The sequence below is a fragment of the Arthrobacter sp. TJ-170 genome, from assembly GCF_058269305.1.
This window is the reverse complement of record NZ_JBZCNL010000004.1, coordinates 315,318-336,622: the sequence shown is the minus strand read 5'-3', so window position 1 is coordinate 336,622 and position 21,305 is coordinate 315,318. Positions and strand designations below refer to the sequence as shown.

At 65.4% G+C, this 21,305-nt stretch carries 21 protein-coding genes; 5 read left to right on the top strand and 16 right to left on the bottom strand.

Features of this window, described 5'->3' with window-relative positions; all coding sequences use genetic code 11:
* Together AC4D1W_RS10325 and AC4D1W_RS10320 are read left to right on the top strand one after the other, a co-directional pair.
* On the top strand, window positions 1-190 hold a 190-nt coding region (locus tag AC4D1W_RS10325), incomplete at its 5' end, for a hypothetical protein (protein ID WP_490898679.1).
* A 297-nt stretch (window positions 191-487) separates the two neighbouring features.
* Complete coding sequence (locus AC4D1W_RS10320) at window positions 488-631, top strand: hypothetical protein (RefSeq protein ID WP_490898678.1); 144 nt, start codon at window positions 488-490, stop codon at window positions 629-631.
* Between the two features lie 565 nt (window positions 632-1,196).
* On the opposite strand, the gene AC4D1W_RS10315 is transcribed toward AC4D1W_RS10320, so the two are convergent.
* The 14 genes from AC4D1W_RS10315 to AC4D1W_RS10250 form a co-directional block, all read right to left on the bottom strand.
* A complete protein-coding gene (locus AC4D1W_RS10315) occupies window positions 1,197-2,912 on the bottom strand; it encodes an IlvD/Edd family dehydratase (RefSeq protein WP_490898677.1) in 1,716 nt (571 codons plus the stop codon).
* Entirely contained in the window at window positions 2,909-4,063 is a 1,155-nt protein-coding gene (locus AC4D1W_RS10310) for an acyl-CoA dehydrogenase family protein (protein WP_490890264.1), read from the bottom strand. The genes AC4D1W_RS10315 and AC4D1W_RS10310 overlap by 4 nt, the downstream gene beginning before the upstream one ends.
* A gap of 7 nt (window positions 4,064-4,070) precedes the next feature.
* Window positions 4,071-5,249: a CaiB/BaiF CoA transferase family protein gene (locus tag AC4D1W_RS10305; RefSeq protein ID WP_490890262.1), complete on the bottom strand. Its 1,179-nt coding sequence runs from the start codon at window positions 5,247-5,249 to the stop codon at window positions 4,071-4,073.
* Between the two features lie 38 nt (window positions 5,250-5,287).
* Window positions 5,288-6,148: a fumarylacetoacetate hydrolase family protein gene (locus AC4D1W_RS10300; RefSeq protein WP_490890260.1), complete on the bottom strand. Its 861-nt coding sequence runs from the start codon at window positions 6,146-6,148 to the stop codon at window positions 5,288-5,290.
* Window positions 6,149-6,204: 56 nt separating this feature from the next.
* Complete coding sequence (locus AC4D1W_RS10295) at window positions 6,205-6,978, bottom strand: SDR family oxidoreductase (protein ID WP_490890259.1); 774 nt, start codon at window positions 6,976-6,978, stop codon at window positions 6,205-6,207.
* A complete protein-coding gene (locus AC4D1W_RS10290) occupies window positions 6,978-7,883 on the bottom strand; it encodes a dihydrodipicolinate synthase family protein (protein ID WP_490890257.1) in 906 nt (301 codons plus the stop codon). Before AC4D1W_RS10290 ends, AC4D1W_RS10295 begins: the two co-directional genes overlap by 1 nt.
* Complete coding sequence (gene lhgO / locus AC4D1W_RS10285; protein WP_490898676.1) at window positions 7,880-9,112, bottom strand: L-2-hydroxyglutarate oxidase; 1,233 nt, start codon at window positions 9,110-9,112, stop codon at window positions 7,880-7,882. Before lhgO ends, AC4D1W_RS10290 begins: the two co-directional genes overlap by 4 nt.
* Window positions 9,109-10,344, bottom strand: a complete 1,236-nt coding sequence (locus AC4D1W_RS10280; RefSeq protein WP_490898675.1) for an MFS transporter — start codon at window positions 10,342-10,344, stop codon at window positions 9,109-9,111. Before AC4D1W_RS10280 ends, lhgO begins: the two co-directional genes overlap by 4 nt.
* A complete protein-coding gene (locus AC4D1W_RS10275) occupies window positions 10,341-12,524 on the bottom strand; it encodes a TRAP transporter permease (protein WP_490898674.1) in 2,184 nt (727 codons plus the stop codon). Before AC4D1W_RS10275 ends, AC4D1W_RS10280 begins: the two co-directional genes overlap by 4 nt.
* Window positions 12,521-13,021, bottom strand: a complete 501-nt coding sequence (locus tag AC4D1W_RS10270) for a hypothetical protein (RefSeq protein WP_490898673.1) — start codon at window positions 13,019-13,021, stop codon at window positions 12,521-12,523. Before AC4D1W_RS10270 ends, AC4D1W_RS10275 begins: the two co-directional genes overlap by 4 nt.
* Window positions 13,022-13,027: 6 nt before the next feature.
* A complete protein-coding gene (locus tag AC4D1W_RS10265; RefSeq protein ID WP_490898672.1) occupies window positions 13,028-14,041 on the bottom strand; it encodes a TAXI family TRAP transporter solute-binding subunit in 1,014 nt (337 codons plus the stop codon).
* Between the two features lie 77 nt (window positions 14,042-14,118).
* Window positions 14,119-14,712 (bottom strand): carboxymuconolactone decarboxylase family protein, encoded by a 594-nt coding sequence (locus AC4D1W_RS10260; protein WP_490890248.1) that lies wholly within the window; start codon window positions 14,710-14,712, stop codon window positions 14,119-14,121.
* The gene (locus AC4D1W_RS10255) at window positions 14,705-15,433 is read right to left on the bottom strand and encodes an SDR family NAD(P)-dependent oxidoreductase (protein WP_490898671.1); all 729 of its coding nucleotides are present in this window, start codon (window positions 15,431-15,433) and stop codon (window positions 14,705-14,707) included. Before AC4D1W_RS10255 ends, AC4D1W_RS10260 begins: the two co-directional genes overlap by 8 nt.
* Window positions 15,434-15,638: 205 nt before the next feature.
* Window positions 15,639-16,301, bottom strand: coding sequence for a GntR family transcriptional regulator (locus AC4D1W_RS10250; RefSeq protein WP_490898670.1), 663 nt, complete (start codon window positions 16,299-16,301; stop codon window positions 15,639-15,641).
* A gap of 151 nt (window positions 16,302-16,452) precedes the next feature.
* On the opposite strand from AC4D1W_RS10250, the gene AC4D1W_RS10245 reads away from it, so the two are divergent.
* Together AC4D1W_RS10245 and AC4D1W_RS10240 are read left to right on the top strand one after the other, a co-directional pair.
* Complete coding sequence (locus AC4D1W_RS10245; protein ID WP_490890244.1) at window positions 16,453-16,632, top strand: hypothetical protein; 180 nt, start codon at window positions 16,453-16,455, stop codon at window positions 16,630-16,632.
* Window positions 16,633-16,642: 10 nt separating this feature from the next.
* A complete protein-coding gene (locus AC4D1W_RS10240; RefSeq protein ID WP_490898669.1) occupies window positions 16,643-17,026 on the top strand; it encodes an Hpt domain-containing protein in 384 nt (127 codons plus the stop codon).
* Here the strand turns inward: AC4D1W_RS10240 and AC4D1W_RS10235 are convergent.
* Window positions 17,023-17,790: a response regulator transcription factor gene (locus AC4D1W_RS10235; RefSeq protein ID WP_490890241.1), complete on the bottom strand. Its 768-nt coding sequence runs from the start codon at window positions 17,788-17,790 to the stop codon at window positions 17,023-17,025. The genes AC4D1W_RS10240 and AC4D1W_RS10235 overlap by 4 nt on opposite strands.
* Before the next feature lie 261 nt (window positions 17,791-18,051).
* Entirely contained in the window at window positions 18,052-19,704 is a 1,653-nt protein-coding gene (locus tag AC4D1W_RS10230; protein WP_490898668.1) for a sensor histidine kinase, read from the bottom strand.
* Window positions 19,705-19,857: 153 nt separating this feature from the next.
* Between AC4D1W_RS10230 and AC4D1W_RS10225 the strand changes: the two genes are divergently transcribed.
* Entirely contained in the window at window positions 19,858-21,054 is a 1,197-nt protein-coding gene (locus AC4D1W_RS10225) for an ROK family transcriptional regulator (RefSeq protein ID WP_490890432.1), read from the top strand.
* Window positions 21,055-21,305 lie beyond the last annotated feature (251 nt).

Sequence of the window (21,305 nt, the reverse complement as noted above, 5' to 3'; positions counted from 1 at the left end):
GCCTCAAACACACCCAGGCAGAGTCCCTACCCTCGACAAGACCGGAAAATACGGCAGAATAACCAGGGTCAAAGTGGCTCACTTTTCAACCCACAAAACGGCTCACTTTTCGACCATCGCTGACAACGGTACCGTCTGGTATTTCTTCCAACTCTTCCACAGTGACAGGAGGTTGTTGAACGCCGTTTGATTTAGGCATAACGCGTGTATGCAGGACCCAATGAGTGGGTTCCGTGGTTGATCGCTAATCAGTTGGTATTCATCAGTTGGCTCGACCGCGCCTTCAGACTCAACCAAGATCTCGAGTCCCAATTTCTGAGCAACTCCCGAGAGATCGATCTGTTCGTCTAGCGCTTCGAAAACCAATACGAGCTGCGGATCGACAGCCTGAATTGACTCGGTTAGTTGGACTTCTTCACCGAAGGCAGTGACGGCCTCATCGAAGCGAGATTGAATCCGCTCTGCACGTTGCGCAGCGTTTGTGAAGGTGACGCGTGATCGCCCTCCTGACCGCGGAGGTATGGCGTTGGACGGCGAAATAGTGCCCAAAATTACGGGTCTCGCCGTCGAGGCCCCGTCCGTCGGCGACGTCATGCTTCAGTGTCGTGTGCTCGTGCCGACCACTGCCTAAGTAGCTGTTGGCTTACCGCCAGCGAATTCGGCTCCGGACCGGAAAGAATCGACCTCCGCTGGACGTCAAACTGAATGACCAATGGCTGAGTACGATGCCGACCTTCCATCCGCTCGTACCCAAGGCTCCGTTCTACCATGTGCCCGCAGCGTTCACTGAGATCGATCGGGACGCGGCTCCTCGCCCTCAGCTGACAGAGCAAGCGCCGCGCCCGTTCGCCCAAGCCGGTGCACAGGGACACGGCCTTTTCGCGCCTGAAATTACAGCGACGCCGACTCAGTTTCCGAAGAAAAGGGACTATCGCACGATCAAGTTGAGTGAAAAGGACCTGCGATACAGCCCGGGCGTCCACCGGATGGCAGGAATCGCGATGATCATCATCGCAGTTCTTGTGGGAGCGCTTCTAGGCGCTATTCCGGTCGTGGGACCGGTTCTGTTCATTGCGTGTGTGGCTCTGGGTGTTTTCGGCAATGTGCGATCGCGTAAAGTCGCCCGAGCAGTGGCAGCGGCAAGGAGTGGTTCCGGGACCCACGGCTAAGCAGTCCCCTTCGTGGGGGTCGCGCGATCACGCTCTAAGGAAGCGGAAGTCACAACCTTCGTCCGCTTGGGTCACCTCTTTGACGTAGAGCCGTCGATAACCCCGGTCGGGGACTGCCGGCGACGTAGGCCCGAGTTCCGATTCACGTCGCTCCAGCTCCTCCTCCGACACCTCAAGCTGCACCAGTCGCCGGCTAACACTTAGCGTGACGGTGTCGCCGGTCCGCACCAGCCGCAGGGGCCCACCGACAGCTGACTCGGGGGTCATGTGCAGCACCACCGCGCCCGCCGCTGTCCCGGACATGCGGCCGTCCGAGATGCGCACCATGTCCTTCACACCCTGGGATGCGAGCTTCTTCGGGATTGGCAGATAGCCAGCCTCCGGCATACCGGGGTTTCCCACCGGTCCGATGTTCTTCAACACCAAGACGGAGTCCGGCGTGACGTCCAGCGCAGGATTATCAATTCGAGCAGCCAAGTCGGCGGCGTTCTCAAACACGACCGCCGGTCCGGAATGCTCGAGCAGCGCAGGCGACACCGCCGCCTGCTTGATGATCGCCCCACCCGGAGCCAGGTTCCCACGCAGCACCGCCAGGCTGCCCTGCGGATAAATCGGATCGGATAGCGGCCGGATGATGTCCTGTGGGAAGCCCGGACCGGCGTCGTCGATCTCTTCACCCAGCGTTCGCCCGGTCACGGTCAGCACATCGCGGTTGATCAGCGACCCCAGCTCACGCAACACGGCAGGTACGCCACCGGCACGGTGGAAGTCCTCCATGTAGTACTTGCCCGACGGCTTCAGGTCCACCAGCACCGGCGTCTCCGCACTCATCCGGTCCAGCTCATCCAGCGACAGCTTGATCCCCAGCCGCCCGGCCACAGCGGTCAGGTGGATAATCGCGTTCGTCGAACCGCCGATCGCCAGCAGCATCCGCAGCCCGTTCTGGAACGCCTCGGGCATCAAAATCGATGACGGAGCAACACCAGCAGTAGCCAACGCAACAGCCTGCGTCCCGGTAGCCTCTGCAATCCGCACCCGGTCAGCCGTCACCGCCGGAGCCGAAGCGGACCCAGGCAGCGCAATCCCCATCGCCTCGGCGATGCACGCCATGGTGCTCGCCGTCCCCATCACCGAGCAGGTGCCGACGCTGCCCACCAAACGTGAATTCACGTCGTCGACCTCAGGCCTTGAAATTTCCCCACCCCGGAACTTGCCCCAGTACGCGCGGCAATCCGTGCACGCACCGACCCGCTCGCCGCGGTAGCCACCGGTCAGCATCGACCCGGTGACCAGCGAGATCGCCGGCACACCGGCCGACGCCGCACCCATCAGCTGCGCCGGCACCGTCTTGTCGCACCCGCCGATGAGCACGACGGCGTCCATCGGCTGCGCGCGGATCATCTCCTCCGTGTCCATCGACATCAGGTTCCTCAGGAACATGCTGGTGGGGGAGGAGAAGCTCTCGTGCACCGAGATGGTAGGAAATTCCACCGGCAACCCACCGGCCAGCATCACGCCACGCTTCACGGCCTCGACAAGCGCCGGCATGTTGCCGTGACATGGGTTATAGCCGCTGCCGGTGTTTACGATGCCGACGACGGTCCGGTCCAGCGCATCATCCGAATACCCGGCGCCCTTGATGAACGCCTTCCGTAGGAACAGCGAGAACTCGGCGTCGCCGTAGCTGGTGAGGCCGCGGCGGAGGCCGGTCGGTTCGGGCGAGGGGGAGGAGGAGTCGCTCACCGGAACGCAGGCGTTCCCGTGATGTGGTTGCCTAGGATCAGGGTGTGCACCTCGTCGGTACCCTCATAGGTGCGCACACTCTCCAGGTTGTTCGCATGACGCAGCGGGGAGTAATCCAGCGTGATCCCATTGCCTCCGAGCATTGCCCGGGCCTCGCGGCAGATCTCAATCGCCTCCCGGCAGTTATTCAGCTTGCCCACCGATATCTGGTACGGCTCCAGCGTCCCGGCATCCTTCAGCCGGCCCACCTGCAGCGCCAGTAGCATGCCCTTATTGATCTCCAGCGCCATGTTCACCAGCTTCTGCTGCGTCAGTTGGTACCCGGAGAGCGGCTTGCCGAACTGCATACGCTCCTTCGAATACGCCAGCGCCGCCTCATAGCTGTCCCGTGCCGCGCCCATCGCACCCCAGATGATCCCGTACCGCGCCTCGTTCAGGCACTCGAACGGACCACGCAATCCGCGAGCCTTCGGCAGCATCGCCGACTCGGGCAGCCGCACGTCGGTCAGCTCGATGTCGCACTGGATCGACGCCCGCATCGACAGCTTCTGCCGGATCGCGGTCGCCGTGAACCCCTGCGTATCGGTGGGCACCACGAAGCCGCGGACGCCGTCGTCGGTCATTGCCCAGATGATCGCGACCTGCGCAACCGTTGCCAACCCGATCCACCGCTTGGCGCCGTTCAAAACCCAGTCGGAACCGTCCTTCCGAGCATTCGTCGTCATCGATCCCGGGTCGGATCCGGAGGAAGGCTCCGTCAGGCCGAAGCAACCAATCGCCTCGCCCTTGGTCATGCGCGGCAACCACTCGTTCTTCTGCTCCTCGGAGCCGTGCTTCGCGATGGCGCTCATCGCCAGCGACCCCTGCACGCTCACGAACGTGCGCAGGCCGGAGTCACCGGCCTCGAGCTCCAGCGCGGCGAGGCCGTACTCCACCGAGCTGCGGCCAGGGCAGCCGTACCCCTTGATGTGCATGCCGAGCAGGCCCAGCTCGGCCATCTTCGGCACGATCTCCAGCGGGAACACTGCGTTGTCATACCACCCGGCGATGTTCGGCTTGATCTCGGTATCCACGAATTCGCGGACAGACGCACGCAGCGAAATCTCCTCCTGCGACAGGAGCGAGTCGATGGACAGAAGGTCAACAGTCATGGTTCTACTACTTTCCGCTGGTGGTGGTCGAGAGCGACGCGAAGGTCGCATCGTTGTGTTCGCCGAGCAGCGGCGGCAGGCGCCGGTAGCTGGCAGGGGTCTCGGAGAGGTGGATCGGATTGGCGACCTGGTGGCTGGTGCGCGGGCCGGCGTCGTCGGACATTTCGACGGCGGGATCAAGTCCCAGCTCCTCGGCCAGCTGCAGCGCCTCCACAATCGAGTTGACCTTGCCAGCCGGCACGCCCTCCTTCGACAGGACGGCGGACCACTCGGCCGCGGGACGCTTGGCGAGCTGCTCCTCGAGCAGAGCCTTCAGCTCGTCGCGGTGAGCCACGCGCTGGGTGTTGGTCTGGAACCGCTCATCGTCCGCCAGCTCAGGAACCCCGAGGATCCGTACGAGCGACGCGAACTGCCGGTCCGTCCCGACGGCGACAGCCAGCGGCCCGTCCGCGGTGGCAAGCGTCTCGTACGGCGCGATCGACGGATGCGCGTTCCCCATCCGCTGCGGCGCCTCACCGGTGGCCAGCGTGCTCGACGCCTGGTTGACCAGCCCCGCCAGCAGCGACGACAGCAGGTTCACGTCGATCCGCTGCCCCTGCCCGGTGGCATCCTTATGCCGCAGCGCAGCCAAAACCCCGACGACGGCGTTCTGCCCGGTCAGCACGTCCACCAGGGCCACGCCCACCTTGCTCGGCTCCGAGTCCAACGACCCGGTGACGCTCATCAGCCCGCCGACCGCCTGCACCAGGAGGTCATACCCCGGAAGGTGGGCCCCCGCCGTCGCACCGAATCCGGTGATGGAGCAGTAGATGAGGTCGGGCTTTTCGGCGTGCAGGGTTTCGTAGTCCAGCCCGAACTTCTTCATCACGCCCGGCCGGAAGTTCTCGATGACCACGTCAGCGTGCAGCGCAATGTCCCGGGCACGGGCCAGCCCCTCCTCGGTCCGCAGGTCACACACCACCGAGCGTTTGTTTCGATTCACGCTCGAGAAGTACGTGCCGACGCCGTGCTCGTCGACGGGCGGCGTCCAGGACCGGGTGTCGTCCCCGGCAGGGCTCTCCACCTTGATGACGTCCGCCCCGAAGTCGGCGAGCATCATCGACGCATAGGGTCCCGCGAGAACGCGGGAGAAGTCCGCCACCCGGACGCCCTCGAGGGGACCGGTTCGCGATACTGACGTGCCCATTGCGCGTCATCCTCCTTGGTTGGTGGTGCTGTGTGGCCTCAGGGTCCCGCGGTCACGGGATTGCTCAGTGTGCCAACCCGGGCGACGCGGCACTCGGCCGTGTCACCGGGCTTGATGTGGATGGCTCCGGGCGTGCCGGTGGAGATGATGTCGCCCGGGTAGAGCGGCATCACCTTGGAGTGGAAACTGATCAGGTATTCGGGGCTGTACCGCATGTGCGCCACGGTGTTGGTCCGCAGCACCTCGCCGTTGACCACCGTGGACACCTCCATGTCCGCGAGGATCCCGTCACCCACCGCCTCGGCCAGCGGCACAATCCGCGGCCCGAAGGAGAAGAACCCGGGGAAGTTCTTGGACCGCGTGAGGAACCGCGGGTTCCGCTGCAGGATGTCCTCGGCCGTCTGGTCCAGCACGGGCACGACGCCGGCCACATAGTCCAGCGCCTCGTCCACCTCCACGTTGCGGCAGTACCGCCCGATGACGACGGCGACCTCCGCCTCCGCGGTGGTCCGCTCGCTCTGCGACGGGATGGGAATGTCCTCCCCAGGTCCGATGATCGTGTGGTCGCCCTTGATGAACGACGCCGGCTCCTCCGGCACCCCCTCGGACAGGTCCGATGCATGCTCCACATAGTTCAGGCCGATGCCCCACAGCATCCGCGGGTGCCGGTAGGGGGCGCCGTAGGTGACCTCCGAAGGGTCCCGAAAGACGCCGTCGTCGGCCTTGTCAGCAGCCTGCTCCAGCTGGTCGAGGAGCTCCTCGACCAGGATTTCCCGGACGTCGCCGGTGAAGCCGGGGATGAGGTCGCGGACCAGCGCGACCCCGCGTTGCGGGTGCACAACGGCGGCGAACTCCTCCGAGCCTTCAAGGGTGGAGCAGAGGTGCAGGGTGTGGTTCATGGTTCTCTTTCCAGAGTGTGTACGTGGGGGAGGGGAAAGCTAGTACGAACGGAGGGTCAATAAGAACGGACCAGGCCACCGTCGCAACGGATTTGCTCGCCGGTGACGTAGGCTGCGGGCTGGCTGGCGAGGAACGCGACGACGGCGCCGAATTCCTCCGGCTTGCCGTACCGGCCCGCCGGGATGCTTGCCTCGGAGGAGGCGCGGGCTTCCTCGGGCGTCTTCCCGGTGCGCTTGGCGGCGCCCGCGTCGAGGGACGCCACGCGGTCGGTGTCAATACGCCCGGGCAGCACCATGTTCACCGTGATCCCATCGGCAGCGACCTCGTTGGCGAGCGTCTTCAGGTACCCGGCAAGCCCGGCGCGCCCGATGTTGGACAGCGCCAGGTTCGGCAGCGGACTCTGCACCCCGCTGGATCCGACGGCGATAATCCGCCCCCAGCCCCGTTCCCGCATCCCCGGCAACACCAACGAAACCAGCTTGATGTGCTGCAGCAGCAGTTGATTCACGGCGGCCAGTGCCTGCTCATCCGAGACGTCGGCAGCACCACCGGGGGGCGGGCCGCCGCTGTTGAGCACCAGTACGTCGACCGGTCCGAACGCCGCCTCGGCCGCCTCGACCAGCCGCTCCTGTGCCCCGTCCAGGTTCAGGTCAATGCCGACTCCGACGGCGGAGGGCAGCTTCTCGGCCTCAGCCCCCACCAGGTCCTCGCGGCGGGCGGCGAGCACCACATTGGCGCCTTCCTCGGCCAACGCCCTGGCAATGGCCAGCCCGATCCCGGAGCTCGACCCCGGCACCAGTACGTTCTTACCCTTGAGTCCCGTATCCATCAGGCGAGCTCCTTTGCGGTGTTGTCTCGAACAGCGTCGAGGTGTGCGTCGATCATGTCGGCCAGTTCCGGCGGCAGCGTGGGCGCCGGCGGGCGGACCAGCGCTTCGGCGATGATGCCGCGGCGTCTGAGGATTTCCTTGCGCAGCGCCAGGCCAATTCCGGGCTGGCCCTCGAAGTTCGCCAGCGGCAGCCACGGCGCAAAGACCTCCCGGGCGGCGCGGAAGCCGCCGTCGCGGTTCGCTTCGATGGCCAGCTGCAGCGCTTCCGGGTGGGAGAAGCCGGTCATGGCGCCGGCGGCGCCGGCCGCAAGCTCGTCGATCAGGCCGACGCCGCCGAGCCCGCCGAACACCGGGACATCGGTCTTCGCGGTGAGCTGGGCGATCGCCGCGGCGGTGGGCGGCGCCTCCGACTTCACTGCCGAGATGAACGGGCAGCGCTCGACGACGGCGAGGATCTGCGCGGTGCTGATCTTCACCCCGGAGGCAACCGGGTAGTCCTGCAGCACGATGTCGGCACCGGTGGCCTCGTGGATGGCGGTGAAGTGGGCGGTCAGCAGGTCCGGATTCGGCGTGTTCACCTGCACCATGAGCGCGGCGAGGTTGGAGCCCGCGGCGCTCACGGCGGTGTTGGCCTGTTCGATCGCCACGTTCGTGGTCCGCGACGACAGCCCGACGACCAGCGGCGTCTCCTCGGCAGCCTCTGCGACCGTGGACACGGTCAGGATCTGCTCACCGGTATCGAGCGACGCGCCCTCACCGAACACCCCGAGCACCACCATGCCGGTGGCCGGGATGTGCGTGTACAGCTCGACTTCGCGTTTCAGCGACTCGGTGTCGACGGCGAACGACGGCCCGGTGAACGGCGTGGCAAGCACACCCCAGAGCCCCTTCTTCAGATGCGTCATGCGGCTTCCTCACTGTCAGGATTTTGATCTAGTACAAGGGACACAATGTGCTCGGCAATGGCGAGCGACGACGTCGCGGCCGGCGACGGCGCATTCCGCACCGCCAACACCGACCCGTGACGGGTGATCCGGAAGTCGTCCACCAGCGAGCCGTCGCGGTCCAGCGCCTGGGCGCGGATGCCGCTGGGCCCGGGAACGACGTCGTCAATGGTCAGCTCCGGCACGTACTTGCGGGCCTCTGCGACGAAGCGGCGCTTGCTCAGCGAACCCACCATTTCGACGGCGCCGGTACGCCAGTGCTGCTTCGCGAAGGCCCGGAAACCCGGGTACCCGACGGCGTCGCCCAGGTCCCGCGGCGAGACCGTGCCCCAGCCGTACGCCTCGCGGGCGAGCGCCAGCACCGCGTTCGGGCCGACCATCACCTCGCCGTCGGTACGCGGGGTCAGGTGCACGCCAAGGAAGGGGTACCGCGGGTCCGGCACCGGATACACCAGTCCACGGACGAGGGACCGCTTCTCCGGCTTGAGGAGGTAGTACTCCCCGCGGAAGGGCACAATCTTCGGCTCTTCGTCGTCGCCCGCGAGTTTCGCCACGCGGTCTGCGTGCAGCCCGGCGCAGATGATCACGGAGTCGAACACTTCCCACGTGTCCTCGTCGTTGTGGCGCCCGGTCACCAACGTTTCACCGCCGCGGGTGGTCAGCCCGGTCACCTCAAAGCCTGTGTGCACCGTCCCGCCGGCGGCCTCGATGTCCTCGGCGAACGCCCGCGTCACTGCGCCATAGTCCACGATGGCCGTGTGCGGGGAGTGCAGTCCGCCGACGCCTTCAACGTGCGGTTCAATCTCGCGAAGTTCGTCGCGGTTGATGATCCGCACACCCGGGACTCCGTTGGCCCGGGCGCGGGTCATGATGTCTTCCAGGCGCGATTCCTCGACCGCGTTCCGGGCAACAAGTACCTTGCCGCACTCGTCATAGGGGAGGCTGCGCTCGCCGCAGTACTCCTTCAGCAGTTCGACGCCCCGGCGGCACAGCGTCGCCTTCAGCGATCCGGGCGTGTAATACAGCCCGGCATGCACCACGCCGGAGTTCCGGCCCGTCTGGTGTGCGGCGAGTGTCGTTTCCTTTTCGAGGACGGTGACCTTCGCGTCCGGCTGCTGCTGGAGCAACCGCCGGGCGACGGCGGTGCCCAGGATGCCGCCGCCGATCACCGCATAACGTGTGGCTGTCATTGAGTCTCCTTAACAGGGGTCTGATTGCGTCGCAGCGAGGACAGTGTGAACACCGGAACTCCCCGCGACTTGCGGATCATCCGGCGCCCGATGCGGAAGGTAACGGCAGCAGCCAGCGCGACGACGCCGGCCACCTGCCAGGCGGTGGAGTACGAGGTGGCGCTCACCAGCAGCCCGAACAGCAGCGGCCCGCCGGCCGCGCCGAGCGAGAGCCCGGTCTGCACCACCCCGGTCGCCGAGGCGGCCGCCAGCCGGTTATCCCGCACGACGGCGAAGTGCAGCAGCCCCGGCCAGGTCCAGCCTGCGCTGTAGGCAAGGAGTGTGCCGGTCACCATCAGCGCGGTCGACCCGACACTGAGCATCCAGTAGCCGACGACGCCGGCCACCAGCAGGTTGGCGATCAGTACGTAGGGGCTGCGGGTTGGCATTCGATCCATGAGCGCGCCGAGCAGGATGCGGATGCCGAGGCCTATGACCGCCGCACCCGCGAAGAGGTACCCGGCGGTGCTGGGCGCAATGCCCGACTGCACCATGGAGTCCACGAGGAACACACCGAGCGAGGTGGCAGCCGCGGCAGCGAGACCGGCACCGACGGTGAGGACCACCAGCCCGGCGCGCGGGGTGCCCCGGTCTTCCGGGTGGGCTGCCGTCGTCATCGTTGTCATGGGTGCCTGTCCGCGGACCAGCGTCCAGAGGGCGAGCGACAGCGCCAGCGCGGCGCCGAAGAAAAAGGCATACCGCCAGCCGAGCACCAGCGCGACGCCGGGAACCGCCAGCCCGCCCAGTAACGACGCCGCAGGGATGGACGACTGCTTCACTCCGAACGCCAGGCCCAGCCGGTTACTGCCGATGCTGCGGGAAATGCCGAGATTGGCTGAGGGCTGCGCCATGGCGTTGGCAAGGCCGCCGATGAACAGCGCCGCCACCAGAACGGGGAACGACGGCGCTGCTCCGGCGCCTGCCAACGCCACGGTCGCGAGGCAGGCCGAGAAGACCATGCCACGCCCGGCTCCCACCCGCTGCACCACTCCGCCCAGCGGTCGGGCCAGAGTTCCGGACACCGCAAACAGGGTTGCTGTCGCGATGCCCATCTGCGCCGGCCCCATGTGGAGGTCGTCGCGGATCTGTACTGCCAGCGCGCCCAGAAGGAACGCGGGCAGCACCCCGGTAGTGGTGACGGAGACGGCCTGCAACAGGGTGGTTACAGGCCGTCCCGAGGACGGTAGGCTCACGCGGTTGTTTCGGAGGCACTGGCGGCTGCCGGTGCGGGTTCATCGTGGGAGTGCCGCTTCCGGCGGATGAAGTGCAGCACCAGACCGAGGGCCACCATACTTCCGCCAACCATCATGTAGAGCGGCTCCATCACCAGCAACGGCAGCGAGCCGAGACCGATCAGCGCCCGCTCAAGCCAGTTCGCAGGCCCTGCGATCCAACCGCCGAACGCCACGGCCAGGGAAGCCACCGTGATCGCCGAGACGACCAGCGCCAGGAGCACCGTCGCAACACCGCCCTGCATCAGCAGGCCGACGCCCGGGCCCGAGAGCACGAAGATGAACGGCACCAGGAAGGCCGAGAGGGTGTACCGCCAGGTCAGCCACATGGTTGGTATCGGCTTGCCGCCGGTGATGGCGGAGGCCGCGAACGGGGACAGCGCCGTCGGAGGCGAAACCTCGCTGAGCACGGAGTAGTAGAAGATGAACATCGCTGCGGCGAACGCGGGGACACCGACGTCCTGCAGCGCCGGGCCGATGATGACCCAGGAAATGATGAAGCTCGCCGTCACCGGAACCGCAAGGCCCAGCAGGATCACCGAGATAGCCGAGAACAGAGCCGTGAGGAACAGTGACCCGCCGGCGAAGTCCACGATGATGTTCGCGAGCTTCAGGCCGAGCCCGGTCAGCGTCATCACACCGACGATGATGCCGGCGGCCGCCATCACGGGAATGACGGAGAGTGCGCCGGTGGCGCCGATCGCCAGCGCATCCCAGATACGCTTCGGCGTCATCCACGATTCGCGGTCCAGGAAGCTGAGCAGGAAGGCGAGAATTGTGGCATACACAACGGCACGGAACGGCGTCATGCCCATGGCCATGAACACCACGATCGCGACCAGCGAGCTGAAGTGGTACCCAAAGCGCAAAAGCAGCTTGCCTGCCGGCTTGGTCTGCATCTGCACGGGCTTGGTCTTGAACCGCCGTGCGTCCATCTCGATTGCGAGGATGATGCCCAGGTAGTAGAGCAGGGTCGGGATGGTGGCCCAGATCAGCACCTGCAGGTAGGAGACGTTCAGCAGCGCAGCGATGATGAACGCAGCGGCGCCGAGGGTCGGAGGCGACATGATGGCGCCGATACCGGCGGCCGCGAGGACACCACCACCGTTTTCCTTCGGGTAGCCGGCCTTCTTCAGCAGCGGCCAGGAGATACCACCGAGGGTCACCGTGGTTGCAACACCGGAACCGGAGACCGTACCGAGCAGGAAGCCCGCGAGCGTCACGGTACGGCCGGGACCCGACTTGGACTGGCCGAATGCCGAGAAGGACAGGTCAATGAAGAACCTCGTGGCGCCGGATGCCGTGAGCACCGCGCCGTAGATAGTGAACAGGATGATGTACGTCGCTGCCACATCTGTCGGCACCCCGAAAATACCCTGGGTGCCCATCACGTTGTGGCCCACCAGACGGATCCACCCGAATGAAGACGTATTGAACGGCGCCGGGAAGTAGGGACCGAAGTAGGCGTACGCGAAGAAGCCGACCACCACTATCGGAACCAGGATGCCGACGGTCCGCCGGGCAGCTTCAAGGACCACCAGGAGCGCGATCGTACCCATGATGAGGTCGAGGTAGGTGGGGACCACTGCGCGCCGGAAGAACGAGTCCCAGTCACTGATTATGTAGAGGAACGGGACGGCGGCGATGATGGCCAGCGCCCAGTCCAGGATGTGCGGATTGTCGGACTTGCCCGCTGCTTTGTCCTTGTCCGTACGGCCCCAGCCGCGGTAGACGAGGAACGTCATGGACAGGCCGATCATCAGGAAGGCCGGCAGGTAGAACTGTGTGGCCATCGGGTTGAACACCCAGTACAGGCCGAAGGCGGACAGCGCGACGCCGACCACCTTGATGATCATTGCGGGCTTGCCGCTGAGGTGCCGGGCGGGCTTCTCCGCCTCGAACTCGGCAATCAGCGCTTCCTGGTCGATGGTTTCCAGGTCAGCGTCGTCCGCATCCGGTGAGCCCTTGAACTCCTCCTCGGTGCTCCGCTTCTCGGCTGCGGCAGTCTTCCGGTCAGCTGCGGTCATCCGGTGAGAACCTTGGCCGGCCTTGGTCTCGTGGTCCGGGTCCTCGACTAATGATTTCCGTCGCTTCCCCGCTCGGGCGGGCGCGGCACCTTTGCCGTCTGGTCGCTCGGTCATTGGGTCTCCTTGATGTCTAGCACAACGAACGGATTGTCGTTCCCGACGAGCGACCACAGCTCAAGCGGCGGTTGTCCGGGGACGTGGAGAGTACGCTGCCCGAGGTCGGTGGCAGCGATTGAAAGGCTCTGGAAGACCACCGGCCGGGACGGGTTCGGTGGTACAACGTAGTTGCGCCGGTCTTGTGAACCGGCAGGCAGGGGGGCATCAGGAACGCCGTAGTACTCCTCGAGGACGGCCAGCTGGTCGGCCGCTATCTCCACGAGACGGTAGGAGCCGTCGGCAAGCACCTCGTAACGCTCTTCAGCGAGGGTCTGGTAGATCGAGTTGCGGTAGCTCACCGCGAAGGTGTCCCCGGTCAGGGGCACCGTGGCAAGCTCGCCGTCGTCGTTCGAGATCACCAGGGAACGCTGCTCTGGGTCAGCGTTCCCGGCGGTCACGCCGGCCAGTGTGCCAAGGCACAACAGCACGGCGACGACGACGGCGAGCCTGCGCATGGTTGGTTAGCCGGCCTGGTCGAAGTAGTTCTGTGCGCCCGGGCAGGTTTCTACGAACGGAACGTCACCGGCGGTGGCGGGGTCCATCTCTTCCGCGGCGGGGTGCACCTGGATGAGCTGTTCCTTGTTCTCGAAGAGCGCCGTGGTGATGTCCTCCTGGAGCTGCTCATCCATGCTGGACGGGGCAACGAGGATATTCGGCGAGACGATCACCGGAACCGGTTCGGTCTGTCCCTCGTAGGTATTGGCTGGGATTTCCTCCTCGACGTAGAACTCACCGAACTCGTCGGCCATCGGTGCGGCGTACTCACCGATCGGCACGATCACCATGTCGCCGTCGGCCGCGAGGTCGATCAGCGCACCGGTTGGCAGGCCGCCTGACCAGAAGCCGGCGTCGATGGTGCCGTCACGCAGCGCTGCCACCGTCTCGGCAACGCCGAGCTGGCGGCGGTCAATGTCCGTCTCGGGGTCGAGACCGGCAGCCTCCAGGGTGCGGAGCGCGGCAACTTCTGTTGCCGAGCCGGGTGCGCCCACTGAGACAACCTTGCCCCTCATGTCCTCGACGGTCTGGATACCGGTGTCCCCAACCGTGACCGGCTGCAGGTAGTTGTTGTAGACGTTGCCGAGCGAGCAGATCTCCTGTGCGTTGCCCTCGAAGTCATTCACTCCCTCAACAGCGTCCGACACCACGTCACCCACCGCGAGGGCCAGCTGCGCGGCTCCGCTTTCAAGCAGCAGGATGTTGTCCACTGATGCATTGGTTTCCTGGACGGTGGCGTCGTAACCCTCGATGTTGTCGCGGATGACGGTCGCGAAACCGCCGCCCAGCGGGTAGTAAACGCCGCCGGTGCCGCCGGTCGCGATGGACAGTGCGCCACCGTCGCCGGCCTCTGCCCCGCCCGTACCGCCTCCGCCGCCGCCGGGTTCGGGGCTGCCGCAGGCGCTCAGGAACAGTGCCGGTGCAAGGACTGCGGCGGCAACGATGCGCGGTCCGCGTACCTTGTTCTTGGTGCTGGTCATGGGTCTCTCCCTTGATATGTGATCGGTTTCTGGTGCGGTATTGATCTTCACGGTGTTGATTTTGATGGTGTTTGTTCTCACTGCTGATGCCCCTTGTGTGGAGCCGTTTCGGCCGGGGCTGGGACGTCAGCCACGGCCAGCAGTCCCGCGAGGGTGCGGTAGTACCCCACGAGAACTGTCAGTTCTGTCATCCCGCCGGCGCCTAAGTGCTTTTGCGCCTCCGCACGGATGTCTTCTCCCACACCGGCTTCAGCGACCAGCTCCCGGGTGAGTTTGAGGGCAGCGGTTTCGCTGCCAGATGCGCCCGTCGGTATGCTGCCCGCCAACAGCTGCGCCAGCTCCTCTTCGGAAACGCCGACGACGGCGGCCGCGCGGCTGTGCGCGTACCACTCGTACTCGGACTTCAGGGCTGCCGCGACGGCGCAGATCACGAGTTCGCGGGTGCGGTCGGGGAGTTCGCCCTTGAACCGCAGCGCAGCGCCGAGTTCCTGCACCGCGTTGCCGATGGCGGGCGCGAAGAGGAGGGCATTGAACGGGCCGGCGAGGGAGCCGTCGTCGTACAGGATTGTGAACGGGCCGTTGGCGCGTGGGCCGGCGGTGATCCGGTCGTAGAGGTCCCGCTGTTCCTGGGAGAGGTCACCGGGAGCCAGAAGGGGGAAGAGGTCAGACAAGGGTTCGACCTCCGTCCACGTAGAGGACATGCCCGGTCACGAAGGACGCCTGCTCGGAGGAGAGGAAGAGGACGGGGCCGGTGAGGTCGTCGACGTTGCCGAGCCGCCCGGCGGGGACCAGCGACGTGTAGTGCTCGCGGACGCCCGGCTTGTCCAGGTGCGTCCGTGTGAGGTCTGTTTCGGTGTAACCGGGGGCGATCGCGTTGACGGTCACGCCGCTGGATGCCCATTCCCGTGCCATGACGCGCATCATCTGGTTGATGCCGCCCTTGCTCGCAGCGTAGGGCCCGTGGTCGGGGTGGGCGAGGAGCCCCGAGACGGAGGAGCAGTACACCTGCCGGCCCCAGCCCGCGTCCACCATGTGCTTTCCGGCGGCTCTGCCGAGGCGGAAGGCGCTTGAAAGGTTGATGTCGATGGTGCGCTGCCAGTCTTCATCCCTGGTCTCGAGGACGGGGACGCGATGGTTGACGCCGACAGCGTGGAGCAGGATATCGATGCCGCCGAGTGTTTCAACCGTTGCCCGGACGGCGTCTTCGCAGCCGCCAGCCGTCGAGAAGTCGGCTGCCAGGCCGTTCTCGTAGCCTTCGAGGCGTGATGCATCAATGTCCGCAACGACCACGCGGGAACCCGCCGCGTTGAACGCAGCGGCGCACGCGTCGCCTATGCCCCCGGCACCGGCGATAAGCACCCGCCGATCGGCAAGTCCTAGCCAGTTATCCACGTATTTTGCGGTTCCTCTGCTTCGTCATCGAATAAGCGCTATTGGAGATTGTATACAAAACGAGGTCAGGCTGTAACCCCCGTCACATAAAAAGTTAGCAGAGGTAACTTCGTTTTGGGGGAGCGTTATCGGAGTGTGACATGTTACTCGGGACGCCCCGGAACACGGAGCGAGGGCCGACGGAACCTTCCAGGCTCCGGCCGCGCTACGTGGCGTCGAGGAACCTGCGGAGGGCATCGACGGCGTGGTTGCGGTGATCGTCCAGGTGCTTCACGAGCCGATCAGCGTCACGGTCAGCGAAGGCGTCGATGATGAGGTTGTGCTCTTCCTCGACGCGGTGGCGGTTGGTGGGGGCGCCGTAGTACACGAAGCGGTACGTGTCAGTGGCGTCCCACAGGACCTGGATGAGCCGGTCGAGCCGCGGCATTCCGGACGCGGACAGCAGCGCGAAGTGGAACCGGCGGTTGGCTTCGGTCATCGGCAGGATATCGGCGGCGGCGCTCGCGGCCTCAACCTCAAGTGCGGCGTCCTTCATGGCCTGCAGCACCGATGCGTCCGCCCGCTTGACTGCGGCATATGCTGCCTCGGTTTCGAGGAGCTGCCGGATCCGGTACACCTCCAGGAGGTCGGCAAGTGACAGCCGGGCAACCTTGAATCCCCGATGCGGCTCGTAGACGATCTGCCCTTCACCCTCGAGGATCTTGAACGCTTCGCGCAGGGGGACCCGGCTGACCCCCAGCCGGTCAGCGAGAGCATCCTGCCGCAACGGTTCGCCCGGCTGTACCTCGCCGGCGATGATCATGCGGCGCAGTTCGGCCAGCGCGAAGGCCTGGGCGGTAGGGGGCCGCTTGCGCGATGTGGCGGTCATGTGCGCGTCCTCCCTCTTCCGGTCGCCGAAACTCCCTGTTGACTCTAGTTCAACACAAAGCCTCTTCCGGATTGCCCGGGGAGGAGAAGATGAGCCTGCCCGGGGTATTCAGCATTCTTGAGGAAAGCTTCGCCCAAAAGGACGCGGTGGCTTGAAGTATGTGGTTCACAGTGGGAACAGACTTCTCCGGGGCGGACCGTTCGCCGGCCCGGAGATAGATTTCGTCGACGGGTTGGGAGCGCGTGAGGTTGGCCTGGCTGAAGAGCAAACTGAACTGGGCTCTACCCGCGAAACCGGCATCGAACCTGGAACCGGCGGAGTGCGTGCCTGAGCATCTCCCCGTGCACCGACCGGAGGTTATTGCACGGCTCGCCGATGAGCTGCCCGCCGTGGCGGATGCCCTGCGCTATCGCGATAACTTCGCCAGGCTCCTCCCGCAGCGCATTCAGGCCCTCACCACCGAGATTCGCTCGAAGGACGAGCAGGCTGCGCTGGCCACGCTGCTCAGCCTCAAGGTGGGTTCGAGCATGGTCGGCGCACCCCGGCTTCAGCACGTGGTGTCCCAGTGCCTTACGGATATCCGGGCCGGTCGCCGGACCGGCTGTCTGCCGACGCTCGTGCGGGAAGCCGAGCGGTTCCTCACCTGCCTGGCCGATTCTGGCGACGGCGGCGCCGCAAGTCCGGGCTTCAACCCGACTCACGGGAGACACAGGGCCCAGGGCTAGTCGACCGGCATCATCCGGTAGCCGACACCACGGACAGTCTTGATGAAGCGCGGTTCCCTGGTGTCCTCACCGAGTTTCTTCCGCAGGTTCCGGATGTGCACCTCCACGAGGTGATGATCGTCCGTCCAGCCCTCACCCCACACGCGCTCCAACAGGGTTTCCCGTGACCACACGCGGCGCGAGCCGGTGATCAGGGTGGCGAGCAGATCGAACTCGATCTTTGTCAGCGGCAGTTCCTCACCGTTGAGGCGCGCCACCCGCCCCTCGACATCCACAGACAGGGCACCATGCACGACGACGGCCCCGTCACCTTCCGCGGTGTTCCGCGTCCCGTCGCCGTTACCCTGAACTGCCGTGCCGGGGGCGGCCCCGCCGTCAACGAAGGATCTCGGGCGGCGGAACATCGCCGCAACCCTTGCCCGCACCTCACGCGGGCTGAAGGGCTTGACGATGAAATCGTCGGCGCCGATCTCCAGCCCCATTACGCGTTCGATCTCCTCGACGCGAGCCGTGATCATGACGATGTAGGCGTCCGTCTGGGGCCGCAGCTGACGGCAGACCTCCATCCCGTCGAGGTCCGGCAGATTCAGGTCCAGCGTGACGAGGTCCGGCTGGTGCTCCCGCACGAGGTCCAGAGCTTCCCTGCCGCTTGCTGTCTCGATGATGTTGAATCCGACCATCGAAAGGGTGAGTACCAGGAGCTCGCGGATGTCAGAATCGTCCTCCACGATCACTGCCGTGCGCTCGAAAGAATCAGTACCCATACTCAGTACCTTGCCAGACGAGGGCGTGCCCGGGGAGCCGGGTTACCCGAATGTCTTTCCCAAATCTTGAGGAGGCTCCCGCACATCCTTGAGTTTCGTGGGCCACACTGAGGGGGTAGGTCCTGTTCCCGAGAGGACAGAACGCCGCACTGGTGGAGATTTCTGCCGTCCGCGCGGTGACCGTCGGAGCGTTCAGCAGCGTAGCGTTCCTTCGGTTGCCGTCGAGTCTCCCCACAGTCCCTGGTGCCACAGAACCGTTCCTCATATCCGCGGCAGCTCAATGCTGACCGTCGTGCCGACGCCCAGCTCGGAGTGGACGGACAGCTGCCCACCGTGCCGTTGCACGGCCTGCGCTGCGATGGACAGCCCCAGACCGGTTCCCGGAATCTCGGCCGCAACCGAATTGGAAGCCCGATAGAAACGGGTCAACAAATGGGGGAGTTCTTCCTCGGGGATGCCGATGCCGGAGTCCTCGATTGTTACGCGCACCGTGGCGTCGTCGGACAGGAAGCTCAGGGTGACCAAGCCGCCGTCGGGCGTGAATTTCACTGCGTTGGACAGCACGTTCACGAAGACGCGCTCCAGGAGTTCGCGCATTCCCCTGATTCGCTGGGGCGAATCGGCGGGGGCGAGCTGGATCGAGACACGTTTCCTGACGGCGAGCGGCAGCAGGTCCGTCACCACCGAATCAAGCAGGGGAACGAGGTCGATCGGGGCCGAGCCGAGTTCGGTGCCGGAGTCGAGCACAGACAGTGCCAGGACGTTCTCCACCAGTGTGCTCAACCGCTGGCCGTTGCGCTCGATGACCTTCAACATTCTCTGTGCGTCGGACGGCAGTTCACCGCCGTCGCCGTCCTGCAGCAGTTCAATGTAGCCAAGAATCGAGGACAGGGGAGTTCGCAGCTCATGGTGCACCGTCGCCACGAAGCCGTCCTTGGCGGCGTCGAGCTCCCGGAGGCGGTCCACCACCTGCTGCTGACCGACTATCAATTGCCCCTGAATCATTCCGTGCGCCAGGTTGCCGAGCAGGTGCTGGAGCAGGGCAATTTCGGCACTGGACCATTTGCGGGCGCCGCGGTCGGCGACAATCCAGAGCAGGCCGAACGGCGTTGCGCCTTCGCCGATGGGCAGCAGGAGTCCGCTGCGCGTGAAGCCGGCCATGCGGGCGTGGATGTTGGGCAGGGTATCGGGGACTTCGTCGAGCTGCCCGGCGATCACCGCGAGTGAGCCGGAGGTGCGCCACAGTTCGGTACCGACGACCTGCAGTTCGTCCAGCAGATCGGTGACGTCGCTGGGTTGCACGCTCCCATCCCCGCGCTGCCAGCGTGCAGAATCGCAGGAGATGCGCCCGTCGTCGAAGATGTGCAGCGTCACGTCTTCGGCATCAAGTGCTTCGCCGATTCCCTGCAGCGCCTTCTCGACCATCCGGGACGGCTCATTGGTCTGGCGAAGTTCGTCGGAGATGCGCCGCACCCGGTCCCGCAGGAACGCCGACTCATGCCGCCGTTCCTCGCGCAGCCGGTTGCGATGGATAGCAGTGTTGACCCGGTGCAGCAGATCATCGGTTGCGATGGGCAGCAGCAGGTAGTCGCTCGAGCGCATTGCCAGCTCGGGGTGGGAGATGACCTGTTCCGCCGTCTTCGCGGTCAGTACCACGGGGATGTTTCGCGGGAGCAGATGGTCGGCTTCCTTCGCGATGGTTGCCAGATACTCGAGTGCGGTCTCAGCGCCGACGACGGCGACATCAGCGGTGCCCTCGAGCGCTACCTCGATCGCCGGGCCGACGGTGCTGTGAGCGGCCACCGAGAAGCCGGCGTCCCGAAGGCTGTTCGCCAGCTCGTTGAGCAGGTCGACGTCGGAGTCAACCACCAGGGCAGTGCCCAGGGCAGCATCGAACTCGGCGGTTGCACCCAAGACTCGTCCCCTTGATTCGACCTGTGTTGTTGCAGGTTCTGCCGAGTCTAGCGACGTGCTCGTTGCCTTGCTGAAAAGTGGCGGTAGTATCGTGCATCAGCCGCCTCTGAGCGAAAGGCACCAGACGTGCGACGTGGCACCAATCTCCCCCGGATGGGGGACTTCAACCAGAGTGTCATTCTCGATGCCATTCGCCGTTCCAATGAGGGCCTGAGCAGGGTTGAGCTGGTGGATTTGATCGGCTTGTCCCCGCAGGCTGTCTCCAACATCACCCGTCGCCTGCTGGCGGAGGAACTGATTGTAGAGGCGGGTAAATCGGGCACCGGCCCGGGCAAGCCGCGGACCATCCTGCGCATCAACCCGTCCGGCCGGTACGCCATCGGCGTGCACCTGGACCCGGCGCTGATGACTGTGGTGCTGATGGACCTGATGGGCGCCGTGATACAGCGCCGTGTCCGTGAAACGCCGATAGGGACAGAACCAGGGCAGATTATCGACGCAATTGCAGGCGAGATACGTACGCTGCTCGCGGAGTCTTCGGTGGACCCAGCACGCATTGAGGGAATCGGGGTGGCACCTCCGGGGCCCATCGACCAGCCTGCGGGCACCGTCGTCAACCCTCCGCTCCTGCTTGGCTGGGATCGCGTTCCGCTGCGCGATGCCCTGGCGGAGGCTACCGAAATGCCGGTCTTTGTGGAGAAGGACGTGACGGCGGCTGCGGTCGCCGAGATCTGGGGCGGTGGACAGGAGAGCACGCAGAGCTTCGTGTTCATCTACATCGGGACGGGTATTGGCTGCGGCATCGTTGTTAACGGCGAGGTGCTGCGCGGGAGCTCGGGGAACGCCGGTGAGATCGGGCATATCGTCGCGGACCCCAACGGGCCGGAGTGCCCCTGCGGAATGCGCGGCTGTATTGCGGTGACGTGCGATCCGCAGTCATTGGTCCGCGAGGCGGAAGAGCGCGGAGTGCTGAGCGAGGAGGATCACCGCAACGGCGATGTGGCTGACGGGCTGCTGCAGTTGTGCGCTGCGGCGGAGGCGGGCGACAAGGTGGCATGCGACATCATCACCAGGGCTGCCGTCCGCACCGCACGGGCAGTCTCGGTACTGGTCAACGTGCTCGACGTCGACCGCGTGGTGTTCGGGGGGCCATTCTGGGCGCCGCTGGCCAACCGGTATCTGGAGATCGTGCCGTCGTCGTTATTGGACTTCCGTGCCGCACGCAGCATCCACCCGGTGGAGGTGGTTTCCACCGGCATCGGTCACGACGTCGCCGCGGTCGGTGCCGCCTGCCTCATGCTCGAGCGAACGCTTGGTCCGCGGGCAGAGCGGCTGATGCTGGCACGCTGATTTTCGAACGCATAATTCCCGTTCCCTTCGGGGTTGACACATACCCCCCGGGGGTATACATTCGTTCCTACCGGAGCAGGAAGTCCAAGCCCAGACAGGGCCGTTTACTCCTTGAAGGTCTCTCGATACGGCTGGAGCCGGCGTGTAGAACTACCGGATGCGCGTGCTGCGCCGCCCCCATGGTCACGGTGTTGGTTACCGTCACCGTCACCATTTGCCGGACCTCTCCGCCGCGGCGGCACACTCCGCGG

What these genes read in the sequence shown, in the direction of transcription:
- AC4D1W_RS10310 (WP_490890264.1), bottom strand. Translation starts at nt 4,063, where the DNA reads ATGACTGTTGACCTTCTGTCCATCGACTCGCTCCTGTCGCAGGAGGAG.
- AC4D1W_RS10305 (WP_490890262.1), bottom strand. Translation starts at nt 5,249, where the DNA reads ATGGGCACGTCAGTATCGCGAACCGGTCCCCTCGAGGGCGTCCGGGTG.
- AC4D1W_RS10265 (WP_490898672.1), bottom strand. Translation starts at nt 14,041, where the DNA reads ATGACCAGCACCAAGAACAAGGTACGCGGACCGCGCATCGTTGCCGCC.
- AC4D1W_RS10290 (WP_490890257.1), bottom strand. Translation starts at nt 7,883, where the DNA reads ATGACGCATCTGAAGAAGGGGCTCTGGGGTGTGCTTGCCACGCCGTTC.
- AC4D1W_RS10295 (WP_490890259.1), bottom strand. Translation starts at nt 6,978, where the DNA reads ATGGATACGGGACTCAAGGGTAAGAACGTACTGGTGCCGGGGTCGAGC.
- AC4D1W_RS10275 (WP_490898674.1), bottom strand. Translation starts at nt 12,524, where the DNA reads ATGACCGAGCGACCAGACGGCAAAGGTGCCGCGCCCGCCCGAGCGGGG.
- AC4D1W_RS10300 (WP_490890260.1), bottom strand. Translation starts at nt 6,148, where the DNA reads ATGAACCACACCCTGCACCTCTGCTCCACCCTTGAAGGCTCGGAGGAG.
- AC4D1W_RS10235 (WP_490890241.1), bottom strand. Translation starts at nt 17,790, where the DNA reads ATGGGTACTGATTCTTTCGAGCGCACGGCAGTGATCGTGGAGGACGAT.
- AC4D1W_RS10225 (WP_490890432.1), top strand. Translation starts at nt 19,858, where the DNA reads ATGGGGGACTTCAACCAGAGTGTCATTCTCGATGCCATTCGCCGTTCC.
- lhgO (WP_490898676.1), bottom strand. Translation starts at nt 9,112, where the DNA reads ATGACAGCCACACGTTATGCGGTGATCGGCGGCGGCATCCTGGGCACC.
- AC4D1W_RS10270 (WP_490898673.1), bottom strand. Translation starts at nt 13,021, where the DNA reads ATGCGCAGGCTCGCCGTCGTCGTCGCCGTGCTGTTGTGCCTTGGCACA.
- AC4D1W_RS10250 (WP_490898670.1), bottom strand. Translation starts at nt 16,301, where the DNA reads ATGACCGCCACATCGCGCAAGCGGCCCCCTACCGCCCAGGCCTTCGCG.